This is a genomic window from Kordia sp. (assembly GCF_965283645.1).
Lineage (GTDB): Bacteria > Bacteroidota > Bacteroidia > Flavobacteriales > Flavobacteriaceae > Kordia.
This window is the reverse complement of record NZ_CBDIPG010000001.1, coordinates 2,122,931-2,138,287: the sequence shown is the minus strand read 5'-3', so window position 1 is coordinate 2,138,287 and position 15,357 is coordinate 2,122,931. Positions and strand designations below refer to the sequence as shown.

The 15,357-nt window shown below is 34.0% G+C and carries 14 protein-coding genes; 6 read left to right on the top strand and 8 right to left on the bottom strand.

What is annotated here, in order from left to right; genetic code table 11:
• The first annotated feature begins 331 nt into the window (after positions 1–331).
• The 3 genes from ACQ654_RS09390 (at position 332) to metF (ending at position 5,479) form a co-directional block, all read left to right on the top strand.
• Complete coding sequence (locus ACQ654_RS09390; RefSeq protein ID WP_430410067.1) at positions 332–1,333, top strand: homocysteine S-methyltransferase family protein; 1,002 nt, start codon at positions 332–334, stop codon at positions 1,331–1,333.
• Positions 1,334–1,524: 191 nt separating this feature from the next.
• Positions 1,525–4,239 carry a methionine synthase gene (gene metH / locus ACQ654_RS09385; RefSeq protein ID WP_430410066.1) on the top strand — a complete coding sequence of 905 codons (2,715 nt, stop codon included), beginning with the start codon at positions 1,525–1,527 and terminating at the stop codon, positions 4,237–4,239.
• Between the two features lie 283 nt (positions 4,240–4,522).
• Entirely contained in the window at positions 4,523–5,479 is a 957-nt protein-coding gene (gene metF / locus ACQ654_RS09380) for a methylenetetrahydrofolate reductase [NAD(P)H] (RefSeq protein ID WP_430410065.1), read from the top strand.
• A 71-nt stretch (positions 5,480–5,550) separates the two neighbouring features.
• On the opposite strand, the gene ACQ654_RS09375 is transcribed toward metF, so the two are convergent.
• The 6 genes from ACQ654_RS09375 to ACQ654_RS09350 all read right to left on the bottom strand — a co-directional run bounded on the left by ACQ654_RS09375 (position 5,551) and on the right by ACQ654_RS09350 (position 7,221).
• Positions 5,551–5,745: a class I lanthipeptide gene (locus ACQ654_RS09375; RefSeq protein WP_430410064.1), complete on the bottom strand. Its 195-nt coding sequence runs from the start codon at positions 5,743–5,745 to the stop codon at positions 5,551–5,553.
• An 85-nt stretch (positions 5,746–5,830) separates the two neighbouring features.
• Positions 5,831–6,031, bottom strand: a complete 201-nt coding sequence (locus ACQ654_RS09370) for a hypothetical protein (protein ID WP_430410063.1) — start codon at positions 6,029–6,031, stop codon at positions 5,831–5,833.
• A 10-nt stretch (positions 6,032–6,041) separates the two neighbouring features.
• Positions 6,042–6,242, bottom strand: a complete 201-nt coding sequence (locus ACQ654_RS09365; RefSeq protein ID WP_430410062.1) for a class I lanthipeptide — start codon at positions 6,240–6,242, stop codon at positions 6,042–6,044.
• Between the two features lie 30 nt (positions 6,243–6,272).
• Positions 6,273–6,464 carry a hypothetical protein gene (locus ACQ654_RS09360; protein WP_430410061.1) on the bottom strand — a complete coding sequence of 64 codons (192 nt, stop codon included), beginning with the start codon at positions 6,462–6,464 and terminating at the stop codon, positions 6,273–6,275.
• A 35-nt stretch (positions 6,465–6,499) separates the two neighbouring features.
• A complete protein-coding gene (locus ACQ654_RS09355) occupies positions 6,500–6,691 on the bottom strand; it encodes a hypothetical protein (RefSeq protein ID WP_430410060.1) in 192 nt (63 codons plus the stop codon).
• A gap of 332 nt (positions 6,692–7,023) precedes the next feature.
• The gene (locus ACQ654_RS09350; protein WP_430410059.1) at positions 7,024–7,221 is read right to left on the bottom strand and encodes a hypothetical protein; all 198 of its coding nucleotides are present in this window, start codon (positions 7,219–7,221) and stop codon (positions 7,024–7,026) included.
• A 210-nt stretch (positions 7,222–7,431) separates the two neighbouring features.
• Here ACQ654_RS09350 and ACQ654_RS09345 point away from each other — a divergent pair, with 210 nt between their 5' ends.
• The 3 genes from ACQ654_RS09345 to ACQ654_RS09335 all read left to right on the top strand — a co-directional run bounded on the left by ACQ654_RS09345 (position 7,432) and on the right by ACQ654_RS09335 (position 10,043).
• Positions 7,432–8,526: an acyloxyacyl hydrolase gene (locus tag ACQ654_RS09345; protein ID WP_430410057.1), complete on the top strand. Its 1,095-nt coding sequence runs from the start codon at positions 7,432–7,434 to the stop codon at positions 8,524–8,526.
• Between the two features lie 64 nt (positions 8,527–8,590).
• Positions 8,591–9,151, top strand: a complete 561-nt coding sequence (locus ACQ654_RS09340) for a hypothetical protein (protein WP_430410056.1) — start codon at positions 8,591–8,593, stop codon at positions 9,149–9,151.
• Positions 9,152–9,296: 145 nt separating this feature from the next.
• Positions 9,297–10,043: a head GIN domain-containing protein gene (locus ACQ654_RS09335; RefSeq protein WP_430410055.1), complete on the top strand. Its 747-nt coding sequence runs from the start codon at positions 9,297–9,299 to the stop codon at positions 10,041–10,043.
• 103 nt (positions 10,044–10,146) lie between these two features.
• On the opposite strand, the gene porU is transcribed toward ACQ654_RS09335, so the two are convergent.
• Together porU and gldA are read right to left on the bottom strand one after the other, a co-directional pair.
• Positions 10,147–14,025: a type IX secretion system sortase PorU gene (gene porU, locus ACQ654_RS09330; RefSeq protein WP_430410054.1), complete on the bottom strand. Its 3,879-nt coding sequence runs from the start codon at positions 14,023–14,025 to the stop codon at positions 10,147–10,149.
• Positions 14,026–14,179: 154 nt separating this feature from the next.
• On the bottom strand, positions 14,180–15,076 hold the full coding sequence (gene gldA, locus ACQ654_RS09325) for a gliding motility-associated ABC transporter ATP-binding subunit GldA (RefSeq protein ID WP_430410053.1): 897 nt from the start codon (positions 15,074–15,076) through the stop codon (positions 14,180–14,182).
• Between the last annotated feature and the right edge of the window lie 281 nt (positions 15,077–15,357).

The following is a 15,357-nucleotide window of genomic DNA, read 5'->3' as shown; positions in this document are numbered from 1 at the left end:
AGAGAAATTCTCGTTATTTCCTCACACTTTTTTGATACACAATATTTATTTGGGCGTTACCCTAACGGGTCAGGCTATTCGTTATATTTTTTAAAAAGATAACGTCTTTGCGAGAATTTGTAAAAATTCGTGGCAATCTGTGCATTCAAAAAGCAGATTACTTCGTCGTATCTCCTCGCAATGACATATCAAAATTTTAAAAAATATAAGTCTGTATTGAGTGTAGTCAAAGTGCTACTATCCTTAACGCTACGTAAAAAAGGTATTAAAGAAGTAAAAAACAAAGCTCGCTGAGCAAAATCGAAGCGAAGAAAAAAGAATACAAGGAAAAATGAAAAACATCCGGAACGAAATAGAAAAACGAATCCTAGTCTTAGATGGCGCAATGGGAACCATGCTACAAGCATACAAATTTACGGAAGCCGATTTCCGTAGCGAACGTTTCAAAAACTATCCAACACCATTACAAGGAAACAACGATTTACTATCCATAACACAACCACATGCCATTAAAGAAGTACATGCAAAATACTTTGCGGCTGGTGCAGACATTGTAGAAACCAACACATTCTCAGGGACTACAATCGCAATGGCTGACTACCAAATGGAAGATTTGGTGTACGAACTCAACTTCGAATCGGCAAAAATAGCAAAAGAAGTTGCAGACGAATTCACTGAAAAAGAACCACACAAACCACGTTTTGTAGCAGGTTCTATTGGCCCAACAAACCGAACGGCGAGTATGTCACCAGACGTAAACGATCCTGGCTACAGAGCTGTAACCTTCAACGAATTACGCATTGCCTACAAACAACAAGTAGAAGCACTAATAGATGGTGGCGTAGATTTATTACTCGTAGAAACGGTCTTCGATACGCTCAATGCAAAAGCGGCACTATTTGCCATTGAAGAAGTAAAAGAGGAAAGAAGCATCACAATTCCTATCATGTTAAGCGGAACCATAACCGATGCAAGCGGACGTACACTATCAGGACAAACAGCGGAAGCATTCCTAATCTCTGTATCGCACATTCCATTACTATCTGTCGGGTTCAACTGTGCATTAGGTGCAAACCTATTGCAACCACACTTAGAAGCCATTGCCAACAAAACGGACTTTGCAATCTCTGCACATCCAAATGCAGGATTGCCAAACGCTTTTGGTGAATATGACGAATCACCTTCAGAAATGGCAGGACAAATAGAAGAATACCTAAAAAAGAATCTCATCAATATTATTGGTGGTTGCTGCGGAACAACACCTGATCATATCACAGCAATTGCAAACGTAGCCGCAAAGTACAAACCGCGTCAAATAACAGTAAACGCTTAAGAAAAATTAAAAATGAAACTGTGTTTTAAGAGTTGAAAACGAATTGGTTAGTGCTACTTTGAGTGAAATTTTAATATAAAATTTAGTATCGAGAAGTACTGTGAAAACCAAATAATTATATCAACAAATAGACGAATCAACAAAAAACAAATATCAGAGTACAGCGACATCAGTAAAAAAGAGAAAAGAAGATGCAAGATAAAGATACAACACCAAATACCGAACAGCAAAAACCCATCAGCCAAACAAAATTCATGCAACTTTCAGGGTTAGAACCTTTAGTTTTAAACGAAAACAGCAACTTTATAAATGTAGGAGAACGAACGAATGTAGCAGGTTCACGTAAATTTTTGAGACTCGTCAAAGAAGAAAAATTTGATGAAGCGTTGGCAATTGCCAGAGATCAAGTTGATGGCGGTGCACAAATTATCGATATTAATATGGACGATGGTTTAATAGACGGAAAAGAAGCCATGGTAAAGTTTCTAAACCTTATTGCCGCCGAACCAGACATTTGCCGCGTGCCAATTATGATTGACAGCTCTAAGTGGGAAATCATTGAAGCAGGATTGCAAGTAGTACAAGGAAAAAGTGTTGTAAACTCAATCTCACTCAAAGAAGGTGAAGAAAAATTTATTTGGGAAGCCACACAAATCAAACGTTATGGAGCCGCTGTAATTGTTATGGCTTTTGATGAGGTTGGACAAGCAGACAACTACGAACGTCGTTTAGAAATTGTAAAACGTTCGTACGATGTATTGGTGAATAAAGTAGGATTTCCAGAAGAAGACATCATCTTTGATTTAAACATATTTCCTGTTGCTACAGGAATGGACGAACATCGTAAAAATGCTATCGACTTCATTGAAGCTACACGTTGGACACGCGAAACCTATCCAAACGTAAGTGTAAGTGGTGGCGTAAGTAATGTATCGTTTTCATTCAGAGGAAACAATGTCGTTCGTGAAGCCATGCACTCTGTATTTCTATATCATGCCATTCAAGCAGGAATGAACATGGGAATCGTAAATCCTACCATGTTAGAAGTGTATGACGATATTCCAAAAGACTTGCTAGAACATGTTGAAGATGTAATGTTTGATCGTAAAGAAGATGCTACAGAACGCTTGCTTGATCTGGCGGAAGCCTTCAAAGGAACAAAAAAAGCAGATGTAGAAACAATACAAGAATGGCGTAGTTATAAATTGCAAGAACGCATCACACATTCGCTCGTAAAAGGAATAGACAAATACATTGTAGAAGATGTAGAAGAAGCACGCCAAAAAGCCGAAAAACCTATTGAAGTCATTGAAGGAAACCTAATGATTGGAATGAATGTCGTGGGCGATTTATTTGGTTCAGGGAAAATGTTTTTACCACAAGTGGTAAAATCGGCACGCGTCATGAAAAAAGCAGTTGCGTATCTAAACCCTTTTATAGAAGCTGAAAAAGACGATCATCATGGGGCAATTGGAAAAGTACTCATGGCAACAGTAAAAGGAGATGTACACGATATCGGAAAAAATATAGTAAGTGTCGTTTTAGGCTGTAACAACTACGAAATTGTAGATCTTGGTGTGATGGTTCCGCCAGAAAAAATAATTGAAACTGCAAAAGCCGAAAATGTAGACATCATTGGTTTATCTGGTTTAATAACGCCTTCGTTAGATGAAATGGTATATCTGGCAAAAGAAATGGAACGTCAAAACTTTAGTGTGCCTTTACTAATTGGTGGCGCAACAACATCCAAAGCGCATACGGCTGTAAAAATTGATCCAGAATATAAAAATGCAGTAGTTCATGTCAATGATGCATCCAGAGCGGTAACGGTTGTTGGAGATTTACTTAACAAGAAAAAATCAAAGGAATATCGTGATAAACTAAAACAAGATTATGATGAATTTCGCGAAAAATTCTTAAAACGTAAAAAAGAAAAATCATATATTTCATTGGCAAATGCCAGAAAGAAAAAGTACAAAATTGATTGGGAAACAAGCAACATTATAAAACCCAAAGAACTCGGAATTCAAAAACTAACACAATTGAGTTTAAAAGAATTAGTTCCATATATCGATTGGAGTCCATTCTTCAGGTCGTGGGATTTACACGGGCATTATCCAGCAATTTTGAAAGATAAAATTGTGGGTGAACAAGCCACACAATTATACAAAGATGCACAAGAAATGATTCAAGAAATCATTGTAAAACAATCGCTAAAAGCAAAAGGAATTTTTGGACTGTTTGAAGCAAATACAATCAATGATGATGATATTTCTATTCAGAAAAACGGAAAAGAAATTGCAGTTTTCAGAACGCTTCGCCAACAATTAGAAAAACGTGCGGAAGTTCCAAACATTGCACTTTCTGACTTTATAGCACCAAAAGAAACTGGAAAACAAGACTACATGGGAACGTTTTGTACAGCTATATTTGGAGCTGATGAATTGGCAAACAGTTACAAAGAAAAACAAGACGATTATAACGCAATTATGGCACAAGCAATTGCAGACAGGTTTGCGGAAGCATTCGCAGAATATTTACACAAACAAGTTAGAACGAAACATTGGGGTTATGGAGTCAGTGAAGAGTTAACTAATGAAGATTTGATCAAGGAAAATTACAAAGGAATTCGCCCAGCACCAGGCTATCCAGCATGTCCAGATCATTTGGAAAAAGAAACAATTTGGGAATTACTAGATGTCGAAAAAGTAATTGGTGTTTCACTAACGGAAAGTTTAGCTATGTGGCCAGCAGCGGCAGTTTCTGGATATTACTTTGGAAACGAAGAAGCAAAATACTTTGGTTTGGGGAAAATAAAAAATGATCAAGTTGAAGATTTTGCAAACAGAAAAGGAATTACCATTGAAAAAGCACAAAAATGGTTGCATCCAACGTTGGCGGATTAACCCGCATTTCGACTGCGCTCAGTACAGGTTTATCCTTTTTTTACGCTGCATTCTTCATTACGAGGAATTTGCGACGAAGTAATCGGTTTCTTAAGGAGCAGATTGTCACAACAAATTAATAAAATGTCTCGCAATGACAGAAAGAGGAAAATAAATAGATTCCTGTATGCATCTCGACTGCACTCGATGTGATGCAGGAATGATAAAATTATAGAAAAGAAAATAGAAGAGCTGAGTAAGCAAGTCTCAATACTAATTACTCAAAACTCAATACAAGAAAAACATGAAAGTAACAGATCATATAGAAAAAGCAAACGGAGAAACCTTATTTTCCTTTGAAATTTTACCACCATTAAAAGGACAAGACATCAAATCGATTTTTGACAACATTGATCCGTTAATGGAATACAAACCGCCATTTATTGACGTAACATATCATAGAGAAGAATACACGTTTAAAGAACTTGAAAATGGTTTGCTAAAAAAACAAGTCGTAAAAAAACGTCCCGGGACGGTTGGAATTTGTGCTGCAATTCAGAATAAATATCAAGTAGACGCCATTCCGCATATTTTGTGTGGTGGATTTACAAAAGAAGATACCGAAAATTTCTTAATCGATTTAGATTTCTTAGGAATTGATAATGTAGTAGCATTGCGTGGTGATGCCGTAAAAAGTGAAACCTATTTCAAGGCAGAAAAAGATGGACACCGATATGCTTCCGAATTGGTACATCAAATACAAGACTTAAATAACGGAAAATATTTGGATGAAGAACTGCTAAACTCGTCCAAAACAGATTTTTGTATTGGCGTTGCAGGTTATCCAGAAAAACACATGGAAGCGCCAAGTTTAGATTCGGACATACATTTCTTAAAGAAAAAGATAAAAGCGGGCGCAGCATATATTGTGACACAAATGTTTTTTGACAATCAAAAATATTTTGAATTTGTAGAGAAATGTAGAAGTGAAGGTATTACGGTGCCAATTATTCCAGGATTGAAACCGATTGCGACACGCAAACAATTGAACTTGATTCCACATCGTTTCAAAGTAGATTTGCCAGACGATTTGATTATGAATGTTGTGCGTTGCAAAGATAACAAAGCAGTACGCCAAGTAGGAATTGAGTGGTGTACGCAACAAAGTAAAGAATTGATTGAAGCTGGCGTACCAATTTTACACTATTATTCTATGGGAAGATCGAGCAATATAGAAGCAATTGCTAAAGCAGTTTTCTAAATGATACTATAAACGAAGCGGAAGAATCACTTAAAAATTCTTCCGCTTTTACTAAACTACAAATTAAATTGTTAAAAATCATTTGTTGGATCAAATATTCCGCAGTTTCTATTTCCATTACATCTAGTGTAATCTCTGGTTTCACACCAGTTTACAGACTCACATAAATACACAGATTGCCAAGTTCCTCCTTGTACACTATTTGCATTTAACGTAGAAATAGCATCTTTTTTTAGTGCTAACTTTTTAATTGACTTTTTTTTCATGATTTTGTTTTTTGTTTGTTATTAAATATAAAGGCGGAAAAATACCCTCCATCCTTCCACCTTTACAAATTTCAACTTGTTATTACTAACAATTTACTGTATTCGGATCGAATAATCCGCAATTTAAATTTCCATAACATCTTGTTACATTTACAGTTTGGCAGAAATTGTTTACCGATTGACATATATGAAATGAATCTCCAAAACCACCTTTAACTGCATTTTCGTTTAAATTAGATACAGATGCTTTCTTTAATTTTAATTTAAGAATTGACTTTTTTTTCATGGTCTATTCTTTAAAAATCTTGAGTAGTTGTAAATTGATATAACTGACAGTTATATTCTCCTCTACATCTTGTGTAGTCAATAGTTTCGCAAAAATCTCTAGATTCACATACAATTTGAGAAAGCGCAGTTCCTCCTTTTATAGTATTTGCATTTAAAGTAGAAATAGAAGCTTTGTTTAGGCTAAGTTTTTGAATTGATTTTTTTTTCATGATAAAGATTTGATTAAAATTTGTATTTAATTAGCGTTGTGGATACGGATAAATTTGGCAATAAAACTCTCCGTTACATGCTGTATAATCTATAGTTTCACAGAAATTTTGAGAAAAACAGAATAGCGTATTTGTGTCTGTTCCACCTGATAATGCGTTGGCAGTTAATGTAGAAACAGCATTCTTATTTAATTTTAATTTTTGAATTGATTTTTTTTTCATGATTTACTTTTTTTAGGTTAAAATTAATTTAAGAACTATCGTTCGTTTCTATCGTACAATTGACAATAAAACTCTCCGTTACATCTAGTGTAATCAATAGTTTCGCAAATATTAACAGATTGGCAAAACAAGGTGCCACCAATAGTTCCACCTGTCAATGCTTCAGCATTTAAAGTAGAAATAGAAGCTTTCTTTAACTTTAATTTTTTAATAGATTTTTTTTTCATGATCTAAGTTTTTTCATTTAGGCTAAATATATAAAAACGAAACAGTTGACTGTAGCGGTTTTCCATTACTACAAGTACGTGTTCCCAATAGTATTTTTATTAAAGGAATAGAAAAAACAAATAAAAAAAGAGATTACCTTTTTAGATAATCTCTTTTTTAAAATTATAAAATCATCTTTATGAAAATCATGATTTTATGTGTATTTCTCGATGTGAGTTGTGTAATTGATTGTTTTACAGTAGCTTAGAATGTTTCTTGGATATGGTTATCGTATTAAATTTGAAAGCTGTAGGTTTAACAGTAAACAATCATTTAAAACAACTACAGTTGCTTAACTTCTTTGAGGTCTATAAACTTGACATTGATTTTCTCCAAAGCACTGAGAAAAATCTTTAGTTTCGCAAAAATTAACAGACACACAGTATATGTCTACATTACTTGGCTCGTTTCCCCCAGTAACTGTTTTTGCGCTCAACATAGCAATTGATGATTTTTTTAATTTTAACGTGTTCATTGATTTTTTTTTCATGGTTTAAAAAATTTGGGTTTAAAATAAGTAGGTATATTCAGTACAAATATATGAAATAAAACCCTCAATATTAAAGTTTTAACCGCACTTTGTGTAAGTTTTAACTTATATTAACACAATTTAACATAATTATTTTAACATTTTCCAATTATGTTAGAATTTGACAAGATGTGAAAAAATTCAATGAAAAAAACTACATTTGTCATCCCTATGAAAAATATAGTTTTCCTCTTGTTACTTTCTGTCACCACTATGATTGCACAAGTAGAAACGCCAAAAGCGGCTTCTATTGATGTAAACTATTTTACAGGAAACATCGTACGTCACAATGATGACATTCTACATTTAATTACGGGACATCCAGAAGGTTTTATTGTAAGTTACAACCAGAAAACTTTTGGCTATGATAATTGGTCACAATACTTCAATTACCCAGATTATGGTGTTTCATTGAGCTATCAAAATCTTAATAATGAATATTTAGGAAAGAATGTTGCCTTGTATGCACATTACAATTTTTACTTCTTAAAGCGAAATTTAATGTTGCGTTTTGGACAAGGATTGGCATATACCAGCAATCCGTACGATAAAAAAGACAACTTCCGAAACATTGCATTTGGCTCACGTTTTATGAGTAGCACGTATTTAATGTTCAATTACAAAAAAGAAAACCTTTTCAAACGTTTGGGAGTACAAGCAGGTTTGTCATTCATTCATTATTCCAATGCGAATGTAAAAGCGCCAAACACAAGTATTAACACATTGGCTTTTAATATTGGTGTAAATTATAATTTAGAAGATACTTCACTCATTGAATATCAAAAAAATGAAGTCGCACAAAACTTTGCCGAACCTATAAAATTCAACTTTGTATTACGTGCAGGAATCAACGAAAGTGATGCCATAGGAAGTGGACAATATGGTTTCTATATCCTTTCAGCGTATGCCGATAAACGATTAGGACGCAAAAGTGCTATTCAATTAGGAACAGAAGTGTTTTTCTCTAACTTTTTAGAAGAATGGATTCGATACAGATCGATTGCATTTCCTAATGGGGAAGTAAAAGGTGATGAAGATTACAAGCGTGTTGGTGTATTTGCTGGACACGAATTATTTATCAATAAACTTTCTATCATAACACAATTGGGATATTATGTCTACTATCCTGTTGATTTTGAAGGACGAACGTACATACGTATCGGAATGAAACGCTATTTCGGAAAAAAATGGTTTGCGGCAGTTACGCTCAAATCACATGCCGCCAAAGCAGAAGCTGTTGAATTTGGTGTCGGAATCCGATTGTAAAACCTTAGACTGTAACATTCTGACTTTCAGTTGCTCTTTACAATACCAATCAAAAAGCAACGACATGAAAAAAAGAACATATTTAGTATTTCTACTACTAATGGCATTTCAATTTGGAATAGCACAAATAGCTCCAGAAGAAGAAGTTGATAAAAATACGACCGAAACTTTTGAAAAAACTCCTCGTTTAAAAGGATTACTTTTAGGAATTCATGGAGCAAGAGAAACTATGTTTGAAATTGGGTATTTTGATTATCTCTGGGTAAATGAAGATGGCAAAATTCCTGCGATTGGCGGATTTGGTTATTCGTTAACAACCGAACATTATATAAATCAGAATTATATTATTGCACCAAAAGTCGCTTTATGGGCAAATGCTATTTTCTTAAATATAGGAATGAGCTTTCCATGGTATTTTGATATGGAAAAAAATAATAGTTTCCGCCTGCGACCAGAAATAGGACTTGCTTCAGGAAGCTTTAAAATTACTTTTGCTACCAATATGGCAATCACAAATAAAGACATGCCAAACGTTAGCAAATATATGGCATCTGTTATTTGCTTCTTAAATTTCAATAAAAAGGCAAATGGGATAAAAGAAAAAATAAATTTTCTAGGAATGTAACACTTCCTAAAGTTGAAAGTATCCGTTGTCTGTTAATTACACTAAAAATTTAAATAAAAAGCAAAATAGGAATACATAGTTTTAAATTGAAAATAATAAGTTAGTTTTGAAAACTGAAAACTGAAAACTGAAAACTGAAAACTGAATGTTGAAAAAATACTATTTAATATGTTTGCTTGCGATGCTTGTTTCTTGTGATAAGGAAAACGCAAACGACTGTTTTCAAACATCAGGAAATATTATTACTGAAGAAATTCGTGTAAGCAATTTTACAAAAATAGAAGTAAATGAAGGTATCACTTTAGTCGTAAAAGAAGGGTTGAGTCAAGAAATTTTGGTAGAAACTGGCGCAAATCTCATCAATGATGTAGAAGTGAAAGTAGTAGGCGAGACGTTGTTTTTATCGGATGCTAACGATTGTAATTATGTACGTGATTACGGACTTACAATAATATATGTGACGGCTTCAAACATTACAGAAATTAATAGCAAAACACAATTTGAAGTTCGATCGGAAGGTGTACTGACATTTCCAAAACTTACTTTACTATCTGAAAACTTTACCAATGACAGTGCGGCTTCCGGAAATTTTAAATTAGAAGTTGAAAATGAGGAATTGAATTTTGTGTTTAATAACTTATCAAACCTGTTCATATCAGGTTCAACCGAACTTTTTGATATTAACTTTCCAGGTGGGAATTCAAGAGTTGAAGCAGCAAATTTTGCAGCAGCTGTAGTAACTATCTTTTCACGCGGAAGCAATGATATCATCATAAACCCAAAATTAGAACTTTTAGGAAATATATACGGAACAGGTGATGTTATTGCTGTAAATCGTCCACCAATTGTAACACTAACAACGCATTATACAGGAAGTCTTATTTTTAATTAATGTTAATTTTACAGGCATATGTTGCTATTTTTTTTGTCATTTCGAACGCAGTCGAGAAACTTTAGAAAATAATTGCTTCTACCAAAATTCAAAGAAATCAAACCTACAACAACACAATCTTCTCATACTTTTCAACCTTTTGATTGGTTGCCGCAGATTTTACAATAAGTTTGTACACATACACACCTTTTCCTAGTTTATCTCCAAAATCGTCGCGTCCGTCCCAAGTAATATCGCGCGAAAGCGAACTAAAATCTTTACTACTAGAGCCTGAATTGGCTTTTCCAAAAAGTGTACGTACTACTTTTCCAGAAATTGTAAAAACTTGTACCGTAATATCCAATTCACTTGAACTGTTATGATTGAACCAAAATTCAGTATGACTCACAAACGGATTCGGGTAATTTAATACATTGGTAACTGTCAACGAATTATTTTCATTAAAAACCGTAAACTGTATTTCAACGGTTGTCGAATTGTTATATACATCCCACGCTTTTAAACTTAATGTATGTGTTCCTTCCGAAAGATCGCGAAAAGGAAACTTTACAATTCCTTTGGTATAATCGTTTAATTCCGTTTCGTAATAATCGTTCAGAACAACCGGATTTGACTCATCACCATCTAAAATGGCGACAATATCATGTCCAATTCCGCTTGCCGTATTAATTCCGTTGTCGTCGGCTAATTTTGCAAGTAAAAAAGGGGATTCGTTAGTAATTCCACCAGACATAAAACTTTCATCATTCATAAACAAATTTACTTCTGGACCTTGATTGTCTTGCGGCGCATCTTCATTGAGTTCTCCAATTTTCAAGTTTTCACTTGCGCCTGTATGATCTTCCAAAGTGCCTTCTCTTTCCGCATAAAAACTAATTCGACCATTTCCAACAGGAATTGCAATATCACGTGGAACTACAAATTCAAAAGAAAACGTTCCGTCTGTAACAACCGCTTTTCCTCTAAAAATAATTTCGCCCAATGTGGTAAAATCCATTATTGTTTGATAATTATTTGCCAATGTTTGACGTTGAACTTGTTTATCATAAATGGTAGAAAAAACAGTTCCGTCATAGTTTGAAAGTAAATTGCCAGCTTCATCGGTAATATTTCCTGAAATTTTAACCTTGCTCAATGCTTTTAAGGTATCAGTTTCTTGTGTAATTGGCACATCATTAATAGCTGTTAAATTTATTCTAGATTTCGGAATGGCAATGACAAGTGCAGGATCGCCAATATAAAAAGCGACATGTTTGTTGGGACTATTTTCTGAATTTTTGGCCAATCGGAACGCCTCAGAAACTGGTATATACGTGTTTGAATCGTAGGAAAATAAATGTTCTGATAAATAACGATTTAGATTAAGTCCAACTTGTTTAAAAATGAGTCGAGTTGTTGATACTAAGGAAATTGCACCGCCTTTTTCATTCCAATACATAAATTCGCCAGCAGTTTGACGCAGCGGATTGTCAAATCGAGTATACTCACAAGTAATTGTGATTAATAATGGCAATCGACATTCATTGCGTAATGCTTGCGATTCGGTTTTTTCAAAAATTCGTTCACCAGCCCAGCCGTCTTCTCCACCATGACCAAAGTAGTTTACAACCAACGAACCTAGAGCAATATTATTTTTAATAGCAGTATTTACTTCGGGATAACGATCTCCACCAGCCGATGTTTGTTGCTCATATGAATCTGAATGTATTTTGACAATATTGATAAAAGGTTTGTTTGCAGCAATGACATTTCCCAAAGCATCCAAATCTTCTTGTAAACTAACATCTCCTTGAACATCAGGGTCATCAGATATTATTGTAATATTGTTTCGCCATCTTCCATAGGCTTCTTTTGTATAATATGTCAACGTTTTGTCAACCATCGCTTTTGCTTGACTTTGCGAAGAAACCAACATTCTTCCCATTGCAATATCTAAGCGTTGTGTTATTGGTAAAATATCTAGGTTGCCTTCATGATCGTCCATCAATCCATAAAAATCATCTGTCATAAAGCCTGCCGTTAAGCTAAAACTTTGAAACGCATGAAACACTGGGACAATATTTGTATTTCCTTCAATTCGACCTTTGTAATCAAATGAAGCATCACCAAACATGCATATATATTTTAGCTTGTTTTGATCAGAAATTGCATTGTCATACACATATTTTATAAAATTTCGAATGGCACCGACATCTGGATTTCCTGTGTTAAATTCATTGTAAATACTTTGCAAACCAACAACTTGTACGTTCATGCCTGAATTTGTACGGTGATAATCTGCCAAACGTTCCGCTTCTGATGCAAATGCTTCAGGCGTGATAATCATATAGTCAATATCACCATTGGAAAAGATGGTTCCTTTTAAGTTTTGGTTCGAAACTAAACTGTTCGGTTCTATTGTTGGAATTAATATTTCAGAATTATCCAACACAATATATTCTCTAATTTCTCCTAAAGATGCTTTGAATGAAAAATTAGTAGCGGCAGTTTCGTTTGTGATTTTAGTTACATTCCAAATGTTTGAAACATCCCAAACTTGCGGAATGTTAGAAGCGTTTCCAATAACATATTCGCCAATTCCTGTTGTATTTGCGGCATCTTTATGTCTAAAAAAGAATTGTTCATTGATGCCGACTAAATTTCTTTTGGCTTCTACCGTAATGTAATCTAAATAGGCAATTGATCCAGCAACGCCACCATTATCATAGGTTAAAGTAATGCTTAAGTCTTCTGAATTTAAATTCACTTCTTCTTTTAATAAACCTGCTGTATATTGAGAACCCGAAAGGTTTTGAGTTGCATATGAAGAGTTATTGATAGGCGAAAAACCAAAATTAAAAATAGATTGTCCAGTTGTGTTTTGCGGAACTTGTCCGTTAAGTAATGTAGACATCGTAGTTGAAACATTAGCAATTGCCGCAGGTTTTATTGCGATAGTTACAGGTTCGGAAGTCACAAGGTTTGGAATGGAAAAATCAAAGGTTTTTTCGGTTTCTATATTAAAAATATCACCAAACCATCTTCGTCCTAAACGCACCAAATTTACGTTGTCTACTTCATGAAACTGGTAATCGTCAAAAGTTGTAATCGTTTCATTTGGTGTTCCAGAAGGTTGTACAGCTTCTGGAATTCGTTTTCCATCATCAACACCTTCTATCGTAACGTAATAATAGGTGACATCTGTATAGGCATTAATGTGTGTTTGGCTGTCTTCATTCCATTTATCAGGACCTTCTGCATAAAACAGCATATAATCTGCTGCATCAAACGAACCATCTTCTTCTCCAACAACAGTAATGGCATTTTCAGGAACGCCATAATGTTCATTTTCGGAATTTCGTAAAGGCAACATACGTCCTCCATTTCCATAGATTTTAAGTTTTCTAGGATTGATGTTTGCCGTATTGAGTCCTAATTGATTTAAGAAATTTGCGTCAATTTTATAAATTCCAGATTCCGTTACCGAGAATTTATAAAAGCTTCCTGAGGATAATATTGAATTTTCAATTGTTTCGCTATTGCTGAAATTATTAGCGTTTTGCGAAGTTGTTGTGTAACTAATATCAAAACTCAATACTTTTTTTACACTACCATTTTCGTTTATCAATGGTGAAACGACTAATATATGTTCATGTCTATTTCGTGCTTTTACATTGTAAATACGAGCTTGAATTTCAGTAGGTAATTTCGTTTTGTCAATTCCGCCTAAATCGCTATTGCTGATACTTCCATACGAAACATTATCAATGCGTAACGAAGTTGTATTTGCTTTTTGGTTATTGTCCCATTGCGTTACAAAACTGATTGTCTGATCGTTATTGTAGACAAAATATTCAGTATTGAATGTTGGAAGTTTCGTTGTGGTATTTCCTATGGTAAAATCGGTTGTTGACTCTTTCCATGTTAAATCAAAATGTTTGCTTTGTGCATGAATATTTATAAAGAATAAACTTAGTAGGAAAAATGTGGTGGTTGTTTTCATCGTTCTCTAAACGATAAAACCTGTTTAAATAGTATCAACGTATGCTTTAAAAATCATAAAAATTTCTGAAGTGTAGTTTTTGATTGCTGAAAACTAGATTTTTGTTGTTGGTTTATCTGATGAAAATTGCACACTGAGTGTAGTTGAAGTGTAATTACTCAGTCGTCAACTCTCTAAACAAGCTCTCTAAGTTTTTGTTTTTTTGATTAATTTGCAATGCTTTCAAACTATTGTCATGTGCAAAATCAAATACTGTTGATCGCATATCTTTAGAAGTATTAAACGTAATTTCATATACCAAATCGCGCGTATTGATTACGTGTTCAACATGCGGAATTTGCTCAATCAATACATCTTCAATACGGTAATCAAATTCAACTTCAATTACTTGTTTCTGATCTTTCTTAAGTTTCGCCAAGGTTGTGTCGGCAACAATTTCTCCTTTATTAATAATAATCACACGATCGCAAATAGCTTCCACTTCTTGCATAATATGTGTTGATAAGAAAATAGTTTTTTCCTTTCCAATAGAAGTGATCAAATTACGAATTTCGGTTAACTGATTCGGATCTAAACCAGTTGTAGGTTCATCTAAAATTAACACTTCCGGATCGTGTAACAATGCATTTGCCAATCCAACACGCTGTCGGTATCCTTTTGAAAGTTGCCCAATTTTTTTGCTGGCTTCTGGCGTTAATCCTGTCATTTCTATAACTTCATCGATCCGTGATTTTTCCGTTTTATATACATTCGCGTTAAACGCTAAATACTCACGAACGTGCATATCCAAATACAACGGATTGTGCTCAGGCAAGTAACCAACACTTTTTTGAACGTTTCTTGCATCAGCATTCGTGTCAAACTCATTTACAGTGGCATTTCCAGCTGTGGCTTTTACATATGTAGTCAATATTTTCATCATCGTCGATTTTCCAGCACCATTTGGACCTAAAAAACCAACAATTTCACCTTTTTTTACAGTAAATGAAACACTATCTAATGCTTTTTGTTCACCATAAGTTTTCGTAATATTTTCTACAACTATAGACATATAAAGGAATTAAAGATTCAAAACTACATAAATTTTTATCAGTATTTCACATGTTTAAATTAAATAAAAACAAAAAATAGGACAGTTTATTGATAAAAACGTTTTTCTTTAAAAAATATTGGAAAAGGATTTTGATTATTAAAATTAATCAATACTTTAGCTAACATAAACGAAAACAACATGTTTAGTACAAACTATTTTTGGCAAGGTTATTTTTACTTCTTCTACGGAAAGAAGTTGGAACTCCTTGTTGTATAGTTTATGTAGATAAACACATTATA